The 20294-nt window shown below is 71.4% G+C and carries 13 protein-coding genes and 2 rRNA genes (1 of these 15 running past the window's edge); 11 read left to right on the top strand and 4 right to left on the bottom strand.

Annotated elements, in window-relative coordinates:
- Both O7600_RS12070 and rrf read left to right on the top strand, forming a co-directional pair.
- A 23S ribosomal RNA gene (locus O7600_RS12070) occupies positions 1–1770 on the top strand; it begins 1338 nt to the left of the window's first position.
- A 78-nt stretch (positions 1771–1848) separates the two neighbouring features.
- Positions 1849–1965 (top strand): 5S ribosomal RNA (rrf, locus tag O7600_RS12065).
- 141 nt (positions 1966–2106) lie between these two features.
- On the opposite strand, the gene O7600_RS12060 is transcribed toward rrf, so the two are convergent.
- Positions 2107–2784: a hypothetical protein gene (locus tag O7600_RS12060; protein WP_281593678.1), complete on the bottom strand. Its 678-nt coding sequence runs from the start codon at positions 2782–2784 to the stop codon at positions 2107–2109.
- A gap of 69 nt (positions 2785–2853) precedes the next feature.
- On the opposite strand from O7600_RS12060, the gene O7600_RS12055 reads away from it, so the two are divergent.
- The 3 genes from O7600_RS12055 to O7600_RS12045 are packed head-to-tail and all read left to right on the top strand — an operon-like array spanning position 2854 to position 7285.
- Entirely contained in the window at positions 2854–5472 is a 2619-nt protein-coding gene (locus tag O7600_RS12055; protein ID WP_281593677.1) for a valine--tRNA ligase, read from the top strand.
- Entirely contained in the window at positions 5469–6815 is a 1347-nt protein-coding gene (locus O7600_RS12050) for a folylpolyglutamate synthase/dihydrofolate synthase family protein (RefSeq protein WP_281593676.1), read from the top strand. Before O7600_RS12055 ends, O7600_RS12050 begins: the two co-directional genes overlap by 4 nt.
- Complete coding sequence (locus tag O7600_RS12045; protein ID WP_281593675.1) at positions 6812–7285, top strand: DUF4233 domain-containing protein; 474 nt, start codon at positions 6812–6814, stop codon at positions 7283–7285. The genes O7600_RS12050 and O7600_RS12045 overlap by 4 nt, the downstream gene beginning before the upstream one ends.
- A 78-nt stretch (positions 7286–7363) precedes the next feature.
- Here O7600_RS12045 and O7600_RS12040 read toward each other — a convergent pair whose 3' ends face one another.
- Positions 7364–8647 (bottom strand): VOC family protein, encoded by a 1284-nt coding sequence (locus O7600_RS12040; protein WP_281593674.1) that lies wholly within the window; start codon positions 8645–8647, stop codon positions 7364–7366.
- Positions 8648–8792: 145 nt separating this feature from the next.
- Here O7600_RS12040 and ndk point away from each other — a divergent pair, with 145 nt between their 5' ends.
- Positions 8793–9218 (top strand): nucleoside-diphosphate kinase, encoded by a 426-nt coding sequence (gene ndk, locus O7600_RS12035; protein WP_091571867.1) that lies wholly within the window; start codon positions 8793–8795, stop codon positions 9216–9218.
- Positions 9219–9277: 59 nt separating this feature from the next.
- Here the strand turns inward: ndk and O7600_RS12030 are convergent, their stop codons facing one another.
- Positions 9278–9718 (bottom strand): carboxymuconolactone decarboxylase family protein, encoded by a 441-nt coding sequence (locus O7600_RS12030; RefSeq protein WP_281593672.1) that lies wholly within the window; start codon positions 9716–9718, stop codon positions 9278–9280.
- 189 nt (positions 9719–9907) lie between these two features.
- Between O7600_RS12030 and O7600_RS12025 the strand changes: the two genes are divergently transcribed.
- The 3 genes from O7600_RS12025 to O7600_RS12015 all read left to right on the top strand — a co-directional run bounded on the left by O7600_RS12025 (position 9908) and on the right by O7600_RS12015 (position 15796).
- Positions 9908–11467: an alkaline phosphatase D family protein gene (locus tag O7600_RS12025; RefSeq protein ID WP_281593671.1), complete on the top strand. Its 1560-nt coding sequence runs from the start codon at positions 9908–9910 to the stop codon at positions 11465–11467.
- 331 nt (positions 11468–11798) lie between these two features.
- The gene (gene ileS, locus O7600_RS12020; protein WP_281593670.1) at positions 11799–14945 is read left to right on the top strand and encodes an isoleucine--tRNA ligase; all 3147 of its coding nucleotides are present in this window, start codon (positions 11799–11801) and stop codon (positions 14943–14945) included.
- A 158-nt stretch (positions 14946–15103) separates the two neighbouring features.
- Entirely contained in the window at positions 15104–15796 is a 693-nt protein-coding gene (locus O7600_RS12015) for a lysophospholipid acyltransferase family protein (protein ID WP_281593669.1), read from the top strand.
- A 10-nt stretch (positions 15797–15806) separates the two neighbouring features.
- On the opposite strand, the gene O7600_RS12010 is transcribed toward O7600_RS12015, so the two are convergent.
- The gene (locus O7600_RS12010) at positions 15807–17468 is read right to left on the bottom strand and encodes a hypothetical protein (protein WP_281593668.1); all 1662 of its coding nucleotides are present in this window, start codon (positions 17466–17468) and stop codon (positions 15807–15809) included.
- A gap of 233 nt (positions 17469–17701) precedes the next feature.
- Here O7600_RS12010 and O7600_RS12005 point away from each other — a divergent pair, with 233 nt between their 5' ends.
- Both O7600_RS12005 and O7600_RS12000 read left to right on the top strand, forming a co-directional pair.
- A complete protein-coding gene (locus tag O7600_RS12005) occupies positions 17702–19687 on the top strand; it encodes a TIGR03960 family B12-binding radical SAM protein (protein WP_281593667.1) in 1986 nt (661 codons plus the stop codon).
- A gap of 169 nt (positions 19688–19856) precedes the next feature.
- Positions 19857–20294 (top strand): hypothetical protein, encoded by a 438-nt coding sequence (locus tag O7600_RS12000; protein ID WP_281593666.1) that lies wholly within the window; start codon positions 19857–19859, stop codon positions 20292–20294.

Here is a 20294-nt window from a genome sequence, read left to right as displayed (position 1 = left end):
TGACCTAGTTGTGGACGCGGCACGAGTGAGAATGCAGGCATGAGTAGCGAAAGAAGGGTGAGAAACCCTTCCGCCGGATGACCAAGGGTTCCAGGGCCAGGCTAATCCGCCCTGGGTGAGTCGGGACCTAAGGCGAGGCCGAGAGGCGTAGTCGATGGACAACGGGTTGATATTCCCGTACCCGCGAAAGAGCGACCCTGATGAACCTCGTTGTGCTAACCACCCGAGCTGCCGGACGTCTTCGGACTGATGGTGGGGAGCGTGGGAACCTGGCGGGTAGTAGTCAAGCGATGGGGTGACGCAGGAAGGTAGCTGATCCCGGCCGGTGGTTGTGCCGGGGTAAGCGTGTAGGCCGTACCGTAGGCAAATCCGCGGTGCATTGAGGCTGAGACGTGATGCCGAGCCGATTCAGGTGAAGTCAGTGATCCTATGCTGCCGAGAAAAGCCTCTAGCGAGTTCTGAGCGGCCCGTACCCCAAACCGACACAGGTGGTCAGGTAGAGAATACCGAGGCGATCGGGCGAACTGTGGTTAAGGAACTCGGCAAATTGCCCCCGTAACTTAGGGAGAAGGGGGGCCGGAGACGTGAAGCCCCGCGCGGGTGGAGCGTTGTATGGCCGCAGAGAGCAGGGGGAAGCGACTGTTTACTAAAAACACAGGTCCATGCGAAGAAGTAATTCGATGTATATGGACTGACGCCTGCCCGGTGCTGGAACGTTAAGGGGACCTGTTAGCTCTTCGGGGCGAAGCGGAGAACTTAAGCGCCAGTAAACGGCGGTGGTAACTATAACCATCCTAAGGTAGCGAAATTCCTTGTCGGGTAAGTTCCGACCTGCACGAATGGCGTAACGACTTCCCCACTGTCTCAACCACAGGCCCGGCGAAATTGCATTACGAGTAAAGATGCTCGTTACGCGCGGCAGGACGGAAAGACCCCGGGACCTTTACTATAGCTTGACATTGGTATCTGAATTAGCTTGTGTAGGATAGGTGGGAGCCGGTGAAGTCCATACGCCAGTATGGGTGGAGGCAATCTTGAAATACCACTCTGGTTGATTTGGGTATCTAACTTCGGACCGTTATCCGGTTCAGGGACAGTGTCTGGTGGGTAGTTTAACTGGGGCGGTTGCCTCCTAAAGGGTAACGGAGGCGCCCAAAGGTTCCCTCAGCCTGGTTGGCAATCAGGTGTTGAGTGCAAGTGCACAAGGGAGCTTGACTGTGAGACTGACAGGTCGAGCAGGGACGAAAGTCGGGACTAGTGATCCGGCACTGGCATGTGGAAGCGGTGTCGCTCAACGGATAAAAGGTACCCCGGGGATAACAGGCTGATCTTCCCCAAGAGTCCATATCGACGGGATGGTTTGGCACCTCGATGTCGGCTCGTCGCATCCTGGGGCTGTAGCAGGTCCCAAGGGTTGGGCTGTTCGCCCATTAAAGCGGTACGCGAGCTGGGTTTAGAACGTCGTGAGACAGTTCGGTCCCTATCCGCCGTGCGCGTAGGATACTTGAGAAGGGCTGTCCCTAGTACGAGAGGACCGGGACGGACGAACCTCTGGTGTGCCAGTTGTCCCGCCAGGGGCACGGCTGGTTAGCTACGTTCGGAAGGGATAACCGCTGAAAGCATCTAAGCGGGAAGCTCGCTTCAAGATGAGGTATCCCACCCACTTTGTGGGGTAAGGCCCCCAGCTAGACGACTGGGTTGATAGGCCGGAAATGTAAGCCCGGTAACGGGTTCAGTTGACCGGTACTAATAGGCCGAGGACTTGACTACCAAGCTGCTACGCGTCCACTGTGCAACTCTGAACAAACACCATCCACCTGTGTGGGTTGGTTGACATGTTCATAGAGTTACGGCGGTCATGGCGGAGGGGAAACGCCCGGCAACATTCCGAACCCGGAAGCTAAGCCCTCCAGCGCCGATGGTACTGCACTCGGGAGGGTGTGGGAGAGTAGGACACCGCCGGACAATCTTCAGCTCAGGGCCACCCCGCACGGGGTGGCCCTGACGCATTTCCGGAGCACCGACACCGATACCGCGACCTCCCCGCACTGGGGAGACGGGCCGGCGGGAGGTCGGGCTGCCGGAGAGCTGGCCCGACCTCTCGGGTCAGCGGGTCTGGATGCCCTCGCGGAGCCGGCGGAACAGCGTCGCGGAGTCGTCCACCGCTCGGCCGGGGAACATCCCCATCACCACGCTGCCGTGGTCGGCCCAGCCGCACACCGCGAAGTCGCCTCCGTCGCCGCTGGTCGTACCGCACTTCATCACGCCGCCCAGCCGGCCCGCGTCCACCTCACGCAGCCCGGCGACCTTGCCGGTCTCGTCGGCCATCAGCCCGAAGAGTGTGTCCAGGTCCCGCTCGGGTTGCCAGAGCAGGGTGGTGCCGCCGAAGAGCAGCACGGACCGCTTGGCGTCGGCCGGGTCGGTGTAGACCGCGCCGAAGCTGCGGTCCAGCTCGATGTCGGCGGCGAACCCGTCGCGCAGGTAGTCGGCGGTGCTGCGGGCCCGGTCGCTGTCGTCACGGGTGAGGCCCGCCACGTCGGTGGGCTGGGTCAGCCGGGTGTCCTTCTCCTGGAGCACCCGCCAGCCGCCCAGCCCGAGGGCGCCGGCGCCGGCGAGGCCGGCCGCCAACAGGGCGGCCAGCACGATCTTCCGGCGCCGTGACACGGGCCGCCGTTCGGGCTCCAGCGCGGGGTCGCGGCGGCTCAGTCGGATCGGCTCCTCGGTCAGTTCGACCGGACCGTGACCCCCGTCGACCGGACGCTCGGTGAGATGCGCGTCGGACATGCCCGCCACCGTACGCGAATCACCGGTGGCGCACGTCAGGTCTCCGAAAGCGCTCCGTAGACTTTCAGGGTGACCGAGAGACTGGATGCCCACCGCCCCGACGCCCCGACCCTTGCCGGCCAGTACCAGCCCGGCGAGGTAGAGCAGCGACGGTACGAGCAGTGGGTAGCCGGCGGGCACTTCCGGGCGTCGGCGAGCAGCGACAAGCCGCCGTTCACGATCGTCATCCCGCCGCCGAACGTCACCGGGTCGCTGCACATGGGCCACGCGTTCGAGCACACGCTGATGGACGCGCTCACCCGGCGCAAGAAGATGCAGGGATACGAGGCCCTGTGGCTGCCCGGCATGGACCACGCCGGCATCGCCACCCAGAACCTGGTCGAGCGGCAACTCGCCGGTGAAGGGCTGTCCCGGCACGACCTGGGGCGGGAGAAGTTCGTCGAGCGGGTCTGGCAGTGGAAGGCCGAGTCCGGTGGCGCGATCCTCGGCCAGATGCGCCGGCTCGGTGACGCGGTCGACTGGGACCGCGAGCGCTTCACCATGGACGAGGGCCTCTCCCGGGCCGTGCAGACCATGTTCAAGAAGCTCTTCGACGACGGTCTGATCTACCGGGCCAACCGGATCATCAACTGGTGCCCGCGCTGCCTCACCGCGCTCTCCGACATCGAGGTCGAGCACACCGACGACGAGGGCGAGCTGATCTCGATCCGCTACGGCGACGAGGTCGTGGTGGCCACCACCCGGGCGGAGACGATGCTCGGCGACACCGCGGTCGCGGTGCACCCGGACGACGAGCGCTACCGGCACCTGATCGGCACCGAGGTGGCCCTGCCGCTCAACGACCGGCGCATCCCGATCGTGGCCGACGAGCACGTCGACCCGAGTTTCGGCACCGGCATGGTCAAGGTGACCCCGGCGCACGACCCGAACGACTTCGAGATCGGCCAGCGGCACGACCTGCCCTCGCTGACGATCATGGACGAGCGCGGTGTGATCACCGCGCCCGGACCGTTCGAGGGCCTGGACCGGTACGAGGCCCGGCCGGCGATCGTGGCGGCGCTGCGCGAGCAGGGCCGGATCGTGGCCGAGAAGCGGCCGTACCTGCACGCGGTGGGGCACTGCTCGCGGTGCAAGACGACGGTCGAGCCGCGGCTGTCGCTGCAGTGGTTCGTCAACACCGGGCCGCTGGCCAAGGCCGCCGGCGACGCGGTGCGCGACGGCCGGGTGAAGATCGAGCCGGCCGAGCTGGCCAAGCGCTACTTCGCCTGGGTCGACAACATGCACGACTGGTGCATCTCCCGCCAGCTGTGGTGGGGCCACCGCATCCCGGTCTGGTACGGCCCGGCCGGCGAGATCGTCTGCGTCGGCCCGGACGAGACGCCGCCGACCGGCGAGGGCTGGCGGCAGGACGAGGACGTGCTGGACACCTGGTTCTCCAGCGGTCTCTGGCCGTTCTCCACCCTCGGTTGGCCGGAGCGCACTCCGGACCTGGCGAAGTTCTATCCGACCAGCGTGCTGGTCACCGGCTACGACATCCTGTTCTTCTGGGTCGCCCGGATGATGATGTTCGGCCTGTACGCGATGGACGGCGTGCAGCCGTTCGACGTGGTGGCGCTGCACGGCATGGTGCGCGACGAGCACGGCAAGAAGATGTCGAAGTCGTTCGGCAACGTGGTCGACCCGCTGGACTGGATCGACCGGTTCGGCGCCGACGCCACCCGGTTCACGCTGGCCCGGGGCGCCAACCCGGGTCAGGACGTGCCGGTCAGCGAGGAGTGGTGCCAGGGCTCCCGCAACTTCTGCAACAAGCTCTGGAACGCGACCCGGTTCGCGCTGCTCAACGGCGCGCACACCGACGGCCCGCTGCCGGACGCCGGTGGTCTGTCGACCGTCGACCGGTGGATCCTGTCCCGGTTGGCGCACGTCACCGCCGAGGTGGACGAGCAGTTCGAGGCGTACGAGTTCGCGAAGGTCTGCGACCTGCTCTACCACTTCGCCTGGGACGACGTCTGCGACTGGTACGTGGAGCTGAGCAAGCCGGTGCTGGCCGAGGGCGGCCCGGCGGCGGACGCCACCCGCCGGGTGCTCGGGCACGTGCTGGACCAGCTCCTGCGGCTGCTGCACCCGGTGATCCCGTTCGTCACCGACGAGCTGTGGGTCGCGCTCAACGGCGGCGAGACGGTGTTGACGTCGGCCTGGCCGGTCGCCGACCGTACCCTGGTCGACGACGCCGCGGAGGGCGAGGTCGGCACCCTTCAGCGGGTGGTGACCGAGGTCCGGCGGTTCCGGTCGGACCAGGGCCTGCGCCCGACCCAGCGGGTCGCCGCGCGGCTCGACGGCCTGGCCGGCGCGGGCATCGCGGCGCACGAGCCGCTGGTCCGCTCGCTGGCCCGGCTCGACGCGCCCGGTGACGACTTCCAGGCCAGCGCCACGCTGGCGATGCCCGGCGCGGTGAGCGTCGCGCTGGACACCCGTGGCTCGATCGACGTGGCCGCCGAGCGTGCCCGGCTCACCAAGGACCGGGCGGCGGCCGAGAAGGAGGCCACCCAGGCGCGGGCGAAGCTGGACAATCCGGCGTTCGTCGGCAAGGCACCCGAGCCGGTGGTGGCGAAGATCCGTGAGCGACTGACGGTGGCCGAGGCGGACCTGGTCCGGATCGACGCCGCCCTGGAGGCGCTGCCCTCATGAGCGACCGTGCCGACCACGCCGCGTTCGTCGAGGTGGAAGCCGCGCTCAACGCGCGCGGCTTCACCCGGATGCACTTCGAGCTGGAGAAGATCGAGAGCCTGCTCGACCTGCTCGGCAGCCCGCAGCGGGCCTACCCGTCGATCCACCTGACCGGCACCAACGGCAAGACCTCGACGGCCCGGATGATCGACTCGCTGCTGCGGGCGTTCGGGTTGCACACCGGCCGCTACACCAGCCCGCACCTGGAGACCGTCCGGGAGCGGATCAGCCTGGACGGCGAGCCGGTGAGCGAGGAGCGGTTCGTGGCCACGTACCGCGAGATCGCGCCCCTGGCCGAGCTGGTCGACCAGCGGTCGGCCGAGCCGCTGACCTACTTCGACATGACCACCGCATTGGCGTTCGCCACGTTCGCCGACGCCCCGGTCGACGTCGCGGTGGTGGAGGTCGGGCTCGGCGGCGCGGAGGACGCGACCAACGTGATCCAGGCCGGCGTCGCCGTGATCACCCCGATCGGGCTGGACCACACCGAGTGGCTCGGCGACACGATCGAGGACATCGCGCTGCACAAGGCGGGCATCATCCATTCCGGCGCCACCGTGATCGCGGCGGCGCAGGAGGAGGAGGAGGCGGCCCGGCCGATCCTGGAACGCTGCGCCGAGGTCAACGCCACCGTCGCCCGCGAGGGCGCCGAGTTCGGGGTGCTGCGCCGGGCGGTCGCCGTCGGCGGCCAGGTGTTGACCATCCAGGGCCTGGGCGGAGTGTACGAGGAGATCTTCATTCCGCTGCACGGGGCGCACCAGGCGCAGAACGCCGCCGTGGCGCTGGCCGCGGTGGAGGCGTTCCTCGGCGCCGGGGCGCGGCGGCAGCTGGACATCGAGGCGGTCCGCGAGGGCTTCGCCGCGACCAGCTCGCCGGGCCGCCTGGAGCGGGTCCGCACCGCGCCGACGGTGCTGCTCGACGGCGCCCACAACCCGCACGGGATGGCCGCGACGGTCGCCGCGGTGCAGGAGGAGTTCGCGTTCAGCAAGCTCGTCGGCGTGCTGGCGGTGCTCGGCGACAAGGACGCCGCGAGCCTGCTCGAACTGCTCGAACCGGTGCTCGACTCGGTCGTGGTGGCGGAGAACAGCTCACCCCGGGCCATGCCGGTCGACGAGCTGGCCGAGCTGGCCCGGGAGGTCTTCGGGCCGGACCGGGTCCAGGTGGCCCGGGAGATGCCCGACGCCATCGAGGCGGCCGTGGCGGAGGCCGAGTCCGACGTGCCGGGCGAACTGTCCGGGGTGGGCGTGCTGGTCACCGGATCGGTGGTGACCGTGGCCGACGCCCGCCGGCTGCTCAAGCGATGACGGACCCGCAGCAGCACCCGGGCGCCGAGCCGCGGCCGTCCGGCCCGGACGCGCGGCGGTCGTCCCGGCCGGGCGCCCGGGCGCAGCCGGCCGGTCCGGAGCAGCCCGGCGGGCCGACGCCGGAGGGCGGGCGCCGCTCCGGCCTGCGCAACCCGGACAAGGCGGTACGCGGGCTGGGCGCTGGCACGCTCTCGCTGGAGGCGTTGGTGCTGCTGCTCGCCATCCAGCCGATCCGGGTGGTCGGCGGCGACCTGGGCGGCGCGGCGATCGGCGTCATCGTCGCGCTGGCGGTGGCCTGCGTGGCGCTGGCCGGCATGATGCGCCGCCCCTGGGCGTGGCACGCCGGGACCGTGCTCCAGGGGCTGCTGCTGCTCTCCGGGCTGCTGCACTGGTCGTTGTTCGCGCTCGGTGTGATCTTCGCGCTGGTGTGGGTGTACGCGCTGCACGTCCGGCGGGTCATCCTCGGCTGAGCGCCGTCGCGTGGTTCCGTGCGTTAAGTAGGGCCCCTTCCTCTACCTGAGGCGTTAAGAAGGGGCCCTTCCTTACATCTAGGCGTCGGCGAGGGTGCGCCACTGGGTGAGCGCCACGCCGTGACCGTCCGGGTCACGGAAGGCCGCCGCCCACACCTCCAGCTTGGTGCCCCGGTTGACCACACGCGGGGCGTAGGTGAATCGCACCCCGGACCCGCGCAGCCGCTCGTACGCCGCCTGGATGTCGTCGACCTCCAGGTTGACGTGCACCAGCCGGCGGCTGATCGGGGCGGCGCCGGTCACCCGGCGCAGCACCAGCCGGGTCGGCCCGGAGGAGAGCACGGCGTTGCCCTCGCCCCGGTCCAGCTCGTCGAAGCCCAGCTCGCGATAGAAGTCGAGGGACCGGTCCAGGTCGGTGACGAGCAGCGTGATGCCGACGCCGCTGATCGGGCTGGCCAGCTCGTCCGGTTCCGGGTCGGCGGACGGGCCGAAGATGGCCTCGTCCAGCTCCTCGGCGGTGGGCGGGGCGTCGGCCCGCGCGGTCGGGTCCGACGGCTCGTCCGGCGCGTCCAGCGGGACGTCGATCGGGTCGACCGGCACGGTGCCGACCGGCACGGTGTCGCGCTCCTCGGCCGGCGCGCGGGGCACCGGGGCGCGGCGGGGGAGCGGATTGGCGGCGGCCGGCTCGACCAGCTGTCCCTCCAGCACGACCGGGCCGCCGGGGCGCTGGTGCACCACCACCGGCTCGCGGTCCTCCGGGCGGGGCGGGACGTCGTCCAGGAACGGGTCCGGCGCGGGCGGGTAGTCGTCGCGGAACTCGTCCTCCGGGGCGCGCCCGGCCCACGGCGGCGCCTCCTGCGCGATGAGCGGCTCGTCGAGCGGGTCCGGGCCGGCGTACTCGGGCGGGAGGTCGGCGACCGCGGCGGCCGTCTCGGCGTGGGTCGGCACCTCGTCCCAGAGCACCCGCACGTGCCGCTGGTCGTCGAGGGCCACCCGGACCGGCAGCGCCTGGCCCAGCGAGGGCCACTTGGCGACCGGCACCCGGGGCTCGATGATCTTCTTGGAGCGGGGCGGCAGCCCGGGGGCGTCGATCACCAGTTGCAGCTCGCAGCGCCCGAACGCGTACTGGGTGGGTGGTTCGGAGGCGCTGTGCACATGTCCCAGGCCGACCACCCAGGTGCGGCCGCCGCCGCGCACCGTGGCCAGGGCGACCGCCAGCACCAGCAGCGCGACGCCGAGGGCCACGATCGCCCAGCTGGTCATGCCGAGGCCGAACACGGTCACGAAGGTGGCCACGGTGCCGAGCACCGCGCCGATCAGTTTGCGTACCGGCGCGATCGTGCGGTTCCCGCCATTCGCCACAGTGGACCTCCCAGGGGTTCCAGGGCCAGGCTAGGCCGCCGCGGCGGGCCAGGGAAGACGCAGCCGCCGCGCCGGCGCCGGGACCGGGTCGCTACGCTGACCGTACCCAGCCCGACCCCGTTTGAGTGCGCAGGAGGAAACCAGCGTGTCCAGCAGCAGCCCGGACGAGCGGACGCTCGTACTGATCAAGCCCGACGCGGTGCGCCGTGGTCTGGTGGGCGAGATCCTGTCCCGTTTCGAGCGCAAGGGCCTGCGGATCGACGCGATGGTGAGCCGGACCATGGACGGCGACTTCGCCGACCAGCACTACGCCGAGCACGTCGACAAGCCGTTCTACCCGCCGCTGAAGACGTTCATGACCGGTGGCCCGCTGGTGGCGCTGGTGCTCTCCGGCGACCAGGTGATCGACGTGGTGCGCGGGATGATCGGCAGCACCGACGGCCGCAAGGCCGCCGCCGGCACCATCCGGGGCGACCTGTCGCTGTCGAACCGGGAGAACCTGGTGCACGCCTCCGACTCGACCGACAGCGCCAAGCGCGAGATCGCCCTCTGGTTCCCCGAGCTGGGCTGACCGGAACCGCCGACGGCCCCGGCCCGCCTCGCGGGACCGGGGCCGTCGCGCGTCCGGCGTCAGTCCAGCGCCGGCGGCTGGGTCCGGCAGGTCACCGCGACCCGGTTCCACACGTTGATGGTGGCGATCGCCGTCACCAGGTCCGCGAGTTCCTTCTCCGACCAGACCTTCGCCGCGGCGTCCCAGACGTCGTCCGGCACGCCGTGGTCACCCAGCCGGGTCACCGACTCGGTGAGGGCCAGCGCGGTCCGCTCCCGCTCGTCGAAGAACGGCGCCTCCCGCCACGCCGCGACGGCGAACAGCCGCCGGCTGTTCTCCCCGGCCTCCAACGCCTCCCGGCTGTGCATGTCCACGCAGAACGCGCAGCCGTTGAGCATCGACGCCCGGAGCTTGACCAGCTCCAGCACCGTGTGGTCCACGTTCGCCCGGACGTACTTCTCCAGCCCCAGCACGGCCCGGTACGCCTCCGGCGCCACCGCCGCCATGTCGATCCGGCTCATCGCCGCCTCCTCGGAAATTCGGGTACGCGGACAGGACGGTCCACCGCCGGCCGGGTGTGACGCGGTGTGACGCCGCTCATGCCGAGGTCTGGACAGGCGTCGTTGAGGTGCCGGTCACCTCGGGCCGCGTCCCCGGCCATGTCGGGTCGGTAGACCGGTCTGGCGAGTTCGTCGAGACCGGGAGGACCCATGACGCACATCGACCGACGTACGCTGCTCCGCACCGGACTGGTCGCCGGGGCGGGGGCCGCCGGCGGGGCGCTGCTCGGCGGAGCCGGCGCGCCGGCCGCCCCGGCGTGGCGGCCGAGCGGGCGGCCGTCGCTCACCCACGGCGTGCAGAGCGGCGACGTGACCGCCGAGTCGGCGCTGGTCTGGACCCGGGCGGACCGCCCCGGCCGGATGCTCGTCGAGGTCAGCCGCCGACCGGACCTGCGCGGCGCGCGACTGGTGCGCGGCCCGGTGGTCGACCCGGACGGCGACTTCACCGGCCGGGTCCGGCTGCGCGGCCTGCCGGCGGGCGAGCGGCTGCACTACCGGGTACGGGTGGAGAGCCTGGACCGGCACGGCGTGTGCGGCGAGCCGCTGACCGGCTCGTTCGCCACCGCCCCCGGGCGGCACCAGCGGCGGGACGTGCGGTTCGTCTGGACCGGTGACATCGTCGGACAGGGTTGGGGGATCAGCCCGGACTTCGACGGCCTGGCGATCTTCCGGGCCATGCGCGAGCGGCGCCCCGACTTCTTCCTGTGCAGCGGCGACACGGTGTACGCCGACGGCCCGCTCGCCGAGCGCGTCACGCTGCCCGACGGACGGCTCTGGCGCAACCTGGTGACGCCGGAGAAGAGCAAGGTCGCCGAGACGCTGGCGGAGTACCGGGGGCAGTTCGCCTACAACCTGCTCGACGAGCACCTGCGGGCGTTCGCGGCCCAGGTGCCCCAGATCAACCAGTGGGACGACCACGAGGTGGTCAACAACTGGTACCCGGGGGAGATCCTGGTCGACGACCGGTACACCGAGAAGCGGGTGGACGTGCTCGCCGCCCGGGCCCGGCAGGCGTTCCACGAGTGGCTGCCGGCGCCGGCCGGCGGGCCGCTGTACCGACGCCTGTCGTACGGGCCGCTGCTGGACGTCTTCGTGCTGGACATGCGCACCTGGAAGGACCCGAACGACGGCAACACGTACGCCGACCCGGCGCGCGGCCTGCTCGGCCGGGCGCAGCGGGAGTGGCTGGTCCGGGAGCTGCGCGCGTCCCGGGCGACCTGGAAGGTGATCGCCAACGACCTGCCGATCGGTGTGGTGGTGCCGGACGGCCCGGGCGCGCAGGAGGGGGTGGCCCAGGGCGACCCGGGCGCGCCGGCCGGCCGTGAGCTGGAGTTCGCCGAGGTGCTGCGCGCGGCCCACCGGGCCGGGGTGACCGGCCTGGTCTTCCTCACCGCCGACGTGCACTACACCGCCGCCCACCACTACGACCCGGCCCGCGCGGCGGTGGGCGACTTCAGCCCGTTCTGGGAGTTCGTCTCCGGCCCGGCACACGCCGGGGCGTTCGGCCCGAACGCGTTGGACGGCACCTTCGGCCCGAAGGCCGTCTTCGTGCACGCCCCGCCGGCCGCGAACACCTCGCCGGCGGAGGGCTTCCAGCACTTCGGCGAGGTCGACATCGACGGGGAGTCGGGCGCGTTGACCGTGCACCTGCGCGACCGCGCCGGCGCCTCCCTCTGGAGCACCACGCTGCCGGCGCCCACCCGCCGCTGAGTGTGAGGAGGGGTCCCTTCCTATCGCGTAGGCGATAAGAAGGGGCCCCTCCTTACTCGGAGGCGGAGCCGGGGGCGGGGCGGGTAAGCTTGGGCGCACAGGCGACGACCCGGCCATCACCGGTGAGCCTCCGGAAGAACAGCCGGGCAACCGGCCCAGTAGAACCGGACGGGACGGCCCGTCACAGCCGACCAATGAGCGGGCGGTCGATCCTGACCGCCAAGCGGGGTGGTACCGCGGACCACCCGGGAGCGCCGTTCCAGGCGTACCCCGGACGGTTCGTCCTCGCAGACCCACCGACGAGTGAGCTGCGCGAGGAGAGCGACCCCCGATGGCCTATCCGTTGCACGACCCGACCGGCGCCGGCGTCCCGGCGAGCCCGGACCTGCCCGCGGTCGAGCGCCGGGTGCTGGAGCACTGGACCGCCGACAAGACCTTCGAAGCGTCCGTCGAGGCCCGCCCCGCCGGGGCCGACGGCAAGAACGAGTACGTCTTCTACGACGGCCCGCCCTTCGCCAACGGCCTGCCGCACTACGGCCACCTCTTCACCGGCTACGTGAAGGACGTGGTGCCGCGTTACCAGACCATGCGCGGGCGGCACGTCGAGCGCCGCTTCGGCTGGGACTGCCACGGGCTGCCGGCCGAGGTGGTGGCCGAGAAGCAGCTCGGCATCACCACCAAGGCGGAGATCCTCGACCTCGGCGTGGCCCGGTTCAACGAGGCCTGCCGGGCCAGCGTGCTGGAGTTCACCCACGACTGGGAGCGGTACGTCACCCGGCAGGCCCGCTGGGTGGACTTCGCCAACGACTACAAGACGCTCGACCTGGACTACATGGAAAGCGTCATGTGGGCCTTCAAGACCCTGCACGACAAGGGTCTGGTCTACGAGGGCTTCCGGGTGCTGGCGTACTGCTGGCGGTGCGAGACCCCGCTGTCGAACACCGAGACCCGGATGGACGACGTCTACCGGGACCGGCACGACCCGACGCTCACCGTCTGGTTCGAGCTGACCGCCGACGAGAACGCGCCGGAGGCGCTGCGCGGGCCGGTCCGGCTGGGCGTCTGGACCACCACCCCGTGGACGCTGCCGTCGAACCTGGCGCTCGCCGTCGGCCCGGACATCGAGTACGCGGTGCTGGAACGCGACGGTGACCGCTACGTGGTCGGCGCCGCCCGGCTCGGCGCGTACGCCAAGGAGCTGGAGGGGTACGAGCAGGTCGGCACCGTCCACGGCCGGGACCTGGTCGGCCGCCGCTACACGCCGCTCTACGACTTCCTGGTCGAGCCGGCCGGGCCGAACGCCTACCAGGTGCTCGGCGCGGACTTCGTCACCACCGAGGACGGCACCGGGATCGTCCACCTGGCCCCCGCCTTCGGCGAGGACGACCAGAACACCTGCAACGCCGCCGGCATCCCGACCGTGGTCACGGTGGACGACCACACCCGGTTCACCGCGCTGGTCCCGCCCTACCAGGGCGAGCAGGTCTTCGACGTGAACAAGCCGGTGATCCGGGAGCTGAAGGAGCGGGGGGTGGTGCTGCGGCAGGACACCTACACCCACTCGTACCCGCACTGCTGGCGCTGCGACACCCCGCTGGTCTACAAGGCGGTGTCGTCGTGGTTCGTCGCGGTGACGTCGTTCAGGGACCGGATGGTCGAGCTGAACCAGCAGATCAACTGGACGCCGGGACACATCAAGGACGGCTCGTTCGGCAAGTGGCTGGCCAACGCCCGGGACTGGTCGATCAGCCGGAACCGGTTCTGGGGCTCGCCGATCCCGGTGTGGAAGTCGGACGACCCGAACTACCCGCGCGTCGACGTGTACGGCTCGCTCGCCGACATCGAGCGCGACTTCGGCGTACGCCTGACCGACCTGCACCGGCCGGCGGTGGACGACCTGGTCCGCCCCAACCCGGACGACCCGACGGGCAAGTCGATGATGCGCCGGGTGCCGGAGGTGCTGGACTGCTGGTTCGAGTCCGGTTCGATGCCGTTCGCCCAGGTGCACTACCCGTTCGAGAACCGCGAGTGGTTCGAGCACCACTACCCGGGCGACTTCATCGTCGAGTACATCGGACAGACCCGCGGCTGGTTCTACACCATGCACGTGCTGGCCACCGCGCTGTTCGACCGGCCGGCGTTCCGCAACTGCCTGAGCCACGGCATCCTGCTCGGCTCGGACGGGCGCAAGATGTCCAAGAGCCTGCGCAACTATCCGGACGTCTACCACGTGTTCGACTCCTACGGGTCGGACGCGATGCGCTGGATGCTGATGTCCTCGCCGGTGCTGCGCGGCGGCGACATGGCGGTGACCGAGACGCTGATCCGGGACGCGGTGCGCCAGGTGCTCCTGCCGCTGTGGAACGTCTGGTACTTCTTCTCGCTGTACGCCAACGCCGACGGCCACACCGCGCGTCGTCGCACCGACTCGGTGAACGTGCTCGACCGGTACGTGCTGGCGAAGACGAACGAGCTGGTGGCGACCGTCGGCGCGCAGATGGACGCGTACGACATCTCGGGCGCCTGTGCGACCGTGCGGTCCTACCTGGACGCGCTGACCAACTGGTACGTGCGCCGCTCGCGGGACCGGTTCTGGGCCGGCGACGCGGACGCGTTCGACACGCTCTGGACCGTGCTGGAGACGCTCTGCCGGGTGGTGGCGCCGCTGGCGCCGCTGACCGCGGAGGAGATCTGGCGTGGGCTGACCGGCGAACGGTCGGTGCACCTGACCGACTGGCCGTCCGCCGAGGAGTTCCCGGCCGACCACGAGCTGGTCTCGGCGATGGACAACGTCCGGGCGGTCGCCTCCGCGGCGCTGTCCCTGCGCAAGGCCAAGGGCCTGCGGGTCCGGCTGCCGCTGGCGAAGCTGACCGTGGCCTCGCCGGTCGCGGCCCAGCTCCGGCCGTTCGCCGACCTGGTCGCCGACGAGGTCAACGTCAAGGAGGTCGTGCTCGCCGACGACCTGGACGCCTACTGCCAGCAGGTGCTGACCGTGGTGCCGCGGGCGCTCGGCCCGCGCGTCGGCAAGGCGGTCCAGCAGGTGATCAAGGCGGTCAAGGCGGGGGACTGGGAGCTGCGTGACGGCGCCCCGGTGGCCGCCGGGGTCACCCTCGCCGAGGGCGAGTACGAGCTGCGCCTGGTCGCCGCCGACGCGGAGCACTCGGCGCCGCTGCCCGGCGGCGAGGGCGTGGTGGTGCTGGACACCGAGGTCACCCCGGAACTGGCCGCCGAGGGGCTGGCCCGGGACGTGGTCCGGGTGGTGCAGCAGGCCCGGCGGGACGCCGACCTGGACGTCTCGGACCGGATCGCGGTGGCCGTCTCGGCCTCCGAGGAGGTGCGCGCGGCGGTCGCCGCGTACACCGGGTTCGTGGCCCGGGAGGTGCTGGCCGACACCGTCGACTTCGCCGAGGGGCTCGAGGGCTTCGCCGGCGAGGCGGGCGACGGTGAGCGCGTGGTGGTGAGCGTCCGCCGCGTGTGAGATGTAAGGAAGGGGCCCTTCTTAACGCTTTCGGTATAGGAAGGGCCCCTTCCTAACACGCGCACCGGCGGGTGGACCGCGGGCCACCCGCTCGGCCGGGGGTGGCGGCGTCGGCTACCGTGACAGCGCCTGTCTCACGTACGACCGCCGGAGGACCCGTGCCCCTGCTCTACACCATCGGCAAGCTCACCGTGGCGCCCGCGCTCCGGTTGGCCTTCCGTCCGCACGTGGAGGGGTTGGAGCACATCCCGGCGACCGGCGGGGCGATCTTCGCGGGGAACCACCTCTCCGTCGCCGACGAGCTGCTCCTCGGCACCGTGGTCCCCCGGCACCTGGCGTTCTGGGCCAAGTCGGAATACTTCAACGGCACCGGGGTCAAGGGCGGCTTCTCCAAGTTCGTGCTGACCGGGCTCGGCGCCATCCCGGTCGAGCGGGCCGGCGGACGGGCCGCGCTGTCCGCGTTCGACGCGGCGATCCCGGTGCTCAAGGCCGGCGACCTGGTCGCCGTCTACCCGGAGGGCACGCGCTCGCCGGACGGGCGGCTCTACCGCGGGCGTACCGGCGCGGCCCGGCTCGCGGTGGCCGCCGGAGTGCCGATCATCCCGGTCGGCGTGACCGGCACCGACAAGGCCCAGCCCATCGGTACGCGGGTGCCCCGGCCCGGCCGCGCCAAGATCACCATCAGGTTCGGCAAGCCGCTGGACTTCACCGGCCGCCCGGACGACCGCACCTCGCTGCGCGCCATGACCGACGAGATGATGTCGGAGATCCAGAAGCTCACCGGCCAGGAGTACGTCCCGCGCTACGCCCCGAAGCGCAGCGAGCAGACGCCGGGTGAGGCGGCCGCCTGAGGCGAGACGCTCAGGACTGCTTCGGGACCACGACCCGCTGGCGCAGCTCGTCGAGCAGCCGGCCGCTGTCGTCCACCGACAGCCGGGTGAACACGCCGGTGGTGAGGCTGCCGTGGTCGACCGAGGTGCACACCACCACCGCGTCGCCGTCCGCGCGGCCCACCGCGCAGCGCTCGTGCCGCCCGCGTACGCCGGTGTCCACGGTCACCGAGGGTTGCAGGTCGTAGTCGCCGGCGAGGCGCTTCAGCTCGGCCTCGGCGTCGGACTCCGGGCTGAACCGGAAGCCGGTGCTGCCGAACAGCGTCACCCGCTTGCCGTCGTTCGTGGTGTAGATGCCGGCGAACGTGTCCTCGGCGAGCCAGTCCGCCTGGCGTACCCGGCTCTTCAGGTCCTCGGCCGCCGCCTGGCTGCCCTGGTCCTGGCGCAGCCGCATCGAGTCGAACTGGTCGGGGAGGCTGGCGCTGGCCGGGTACTGGCTGGACAGCGGCTGGGCCCACCACAGCGGCACGCCGCAGCAGCACGCCACGGAGAGCAGCAACAGCCAGGGCCAGCGACGTCGCCGGCGTACCGGCACCGGCACGTACCCCTTGGGGGCCTGCCAGCCCGGCGGCGGCGCCACCGGCGGCGGGGTCCTGCCCCGGCGCTGCTTCGGCGGGCGCGCCTGCTTCGGCGGCCGCGGCGGGGCGACCGGGGTCGGCGGCGGGGTGTGCGCCGGCGGCGACACCGGCCGGGCGGCCGGCGGACCCGGGTACGGCGGGGTGTGCGCGGGCGGCGACACCGGGTGGGCGGCAGCCGGGTGCGGCGGCGGGGCCGGGTGGGCGGCAGCCGGGTGCGGCGCCGGGTGGGCCGGCCAGGGCGCGGTGTAGGGCAGCGTCGGCGGCAACGCCGGCAGCTCGACCGAGTGCAGGTCCCAGCCGGTGGTGTCCACACCCGCCCACGGGTCGACCGGGGTGGCGTGTTCGGGGGAGTCGACCGGCGGCACCGGCGTGGGCTCGGCCGACTCGCCCCAGGCACGCCGCCGGGCCGGCGGGGGCGGGACCGCGGCGGAGCCGCTCCAGCGGGGCGCGGTCTCGACGCGGGTGGGGTTCGGCCCGGGCTCGACCTTCGTCCGGTCCGGCGCGTCCTCGGCGCGGGTGGGGGCCGGCGCGTCCTCGACCCGGGTCGGGTCGGGGGCCGACGGGGTCGGCGCGGCGCGGCCCGGCACGGCGGCGGAGCCCCGGGCGCGTCCGGCCGGCGCGGGCGGGGTGTCGTCGGCGTCCGTCCCCCGCGGCGCGGCGACGGGGTCGGCCGATACCGCGGACGCCTCGGTGGCGTCGGCCGCTCCCGGCGGGGCTGCGTCGTCCGGGTCGGGGCGGGCGGTGTCCTGCGGGTCCGGGCGGGCGGTGCCGTCCGGGTCGGGTGGCGCAGGGGTGGCGGTCGGCTCCGGTGGTGCGGTGTCGGCCGGGGGTGCGGTGCCGCCGTTCGGGTCGCTGTCCCGGTCCGTCGGCGGCGCCGAGCCCGGCGCGTCGCGCTCCGGCGCGGAGCTGTCCGGGGCGGGGTCGGCGAGCTGGCCGGCGGCCTCGGCGGAGCCCTCGGCGTCGACCTGCTTCGGCACGGGCGACGGCGGCTCGGCGACGACCCGTTCCTCGGTCCCGTCGGCCGGCCGGCCCGCCCCCGGCTGCGGCTGCGACATCGCGGCAATCTCCTCTCGCGCCCGTTGCGAGGTTAGTACCGCCCCGCCACCTCCGCCGAATCCCCGCCCACCCCCCGACCCTCGCCCCCACTGTCGCTCCCGCCGGTGACCAAGGAGTTCGCGTGGGCGGGGAGCGTTCTTCGGCGCGCCAACTCCTTGATCAACGGGCGTGGGGTGGGGGAAGGGTGGCGGTGGGGGAGGTCGGGGCGGGGGACCGCGTACCCTTGGGCATCATGAGTGCCCCGTCCACGACCCCACGTCCCACCGCCGACAACTCGGTCTGGCCCCGGCTGGAGCCGCTGCTGCCGCAGGTGACCAAACCCATCCAGTACGTGGGTGGGGAACTGGGCGCGGTGGTCAAGGACTGGGACGCGGCGACCGTGCGCTGGGCGCTGATGTATCCGGACGCGTACGAGGTGGGCCTGCCCAACCAGGGCGTGCAGATCCTGTACGAGGTGCTCAACGAGCTGCCCGACGTGCTGGCCGAGCGGACGTACGCGGTCTGGCCAGACCTGGAGACCCTGATGCGCGCCCACGGCGTGCCGCAGTTCACCGTCGACGCCCACCGGCCGGTGCGCGACTTCGACGTGTTCGGTGTCTCGTTCTCCACCGAACTGGGCTACACCAACCTGCTCACCGCGATCGACCTCGCCGGCATCCCGCTGCTCGCCGCCGACCGCACCGACGCCGACCCGGTGATCGTGGCCGGCGGGCACGCCGCCTTCAACCCGGAGCCGATCGCCGACTTCGTCGACGCCGCCGTGCTCGGCGACGGCGAGGAGGCGGTGCTGGAGATCACCGCCATCGTCCGGGAGTGGAAGGCCGAGGGCTCCCCGGGTGGCCGCGACGAGCTGCTGCTGCGGCTGGCCCGCACCGAGAGCGTCTACGTCCCGCGCTTCTACGACGTCGACTACCTGCCCGACGGCCGGATCCAGCGGGTCGTGCCGAACCGCCCGGACGTGCCGTTCCGGGTGCACAAGCGCACGACCATGGACCTGGACGCCTGGCCGTACCCGAAGAAGCCCCTGGTCCCGCTCGCCGAGACGGTCCACGAGCGGTACGCGGTGGAGATCTTCCGGGGCTGCACCCGGGGCTGCCGGTTCTGCCAGGCCGGCATGATCACCCGCCCGGTGCGGGAGCGGTCGATCACCACGGTCGGCCAGATGGTGCAGCAGGGGCTGGAGTTCTCCGGCTTCCACGAGGTCGGCCTGCTGTCGCTGTCGTCGGCCGACCACTCCGAGATCGGCGACATGTGCTCCGGCCTGGCCGAGCAGTACGCCGGCACCAACGTCTCGCTGTCGCTGCCCTCGACCCGGGTGGACGCGTTCAACATCGACCTGGCCCAGGAGCTGTCCCGCAACGGGCGCCGGACCGGCCTGACCTTCGCCCCGGAGGGCGGGTCGGAGCGGATCCGCAAGGTGATCAACAAGATGGTGTCGAAGGAAGACCTCATCCGCACCGTGGTCACCGCATACTCCAACGGCTGGCGCCAGGTGAAGCTCTACTTCATGTGCGGCCTGCCCACCGAGACCGACGAGGACGTCCTGGAGATCGCCGACATGGCGCACGAGGTGATCCGGGCCGGCCGCGCCGCCACCGGATCCAAGGACATCCGCTGCACGGTCTCCATCGGCGGGTTCGTGCCGAAGCCGCACACCCCGTTCCAGTGGGCGTCGATGTCCACCCCGGAGGTCATCGACAACCGGCTCAAGCTGCTCAAGCAGGCCATCAACAGCGACCGGTCGCTGGGCCGGGCGATCGGCTTCCGCTACCACGACGGTGAGCCGTCGCTGATCGAGGGCCTGCTGTCCCGGGGCGACCGCCGGGTCGGCGCGGTGATCCGCAAGGTCTGGGAGAACGGCGGCCGGTTCGACGGCTGGAGCGAGCACTTCTCCTACCAGCGCTGGGTCGACGCCGCGACCGAGGTGCTGCCGGCGTACGGCGTGGACCTCGACTGGTACACCACCCGCGAGCGCGAGGAGCTGGAGGTCCTGCCCTGGGACCACCTCGACTCCGGCCTGGACAAGGACTGGCTCTGGCAGGACTGGCAGGACTCGCTCTCCGAGTACGAGCAGGACGACTGCCGCTGGACGCCGTGCTTCGACTGTGGCGTGTGCCCGTCCATGGACACCGAGATCCAGATCGGCCCGACCGGCCGGAAGCTGCTGCCGCTGACGCCGGTCGGCGGGTTGAAGCAGCCCGCCGCCGCGCAGGGCTGACGGCGCCGAACCACCGCGGAGCGCGGGAACCCCTCGGGGTTCCCGCGCTCCGTCGTCTTTCGCGGCAAGCGCGCGCCGCCACGGGGTGGGGGTGCCCGCAGTGGTGCATCCTCGATACGCTGCGTCCGTATTGGACCGGCCGGGGGCCGGTAGCGGGGAGGACAGCAGCATGGGCATCACGCCGCCGGACACCGGCGATCTGCACGTCAGCGTCGAGGACCTGGACGCCGCCGCGGAATACGTCGAGCGCCTCAAGCAGTACGTCGACGACACCATCGGCTACGAGATGGAACGCATCAAGGAGCGGATGAAGGGCGACGGCACGAACGCCCAGACGGTCTCCAACGGCACGCCGTTCGGCGCGTACGAGGACGCCCGGATGCAGTGGGCGGCGCTGACGAAGTCCACGGCCAACATGGAGGCCCACCTGAAGGGCATCTCCCGCAAGTTGGCGGGCCTCAAGCAGGGCACCGAGGACATCGCGAAGGCGTTCCGCGACGCGGAGGCCCGCAACGCCGCCAACGGCAAGCAGATCGAGCGGCTGCTGGAGTCCGCGGCGCCGCCGCCGGAGGCCGGGCAGCAGCCCACCTACCCGTACACGGCCTGA

It is taken from the genome of Micromonospora sp. WMMA1998 (assembly GCF_027497375.1).
Taxonomy (GTDB): Bacteria; Actinomycetota; Actinomycetes; order Mycobacteriales; family Micromonosporaceae; genus Micromonospora; species Micromonospora sediminicola.
Note: the sequence above shows the minus strand (reverse complement) of the source record. Positions and strands in the feature narration are given on the sequence as shown.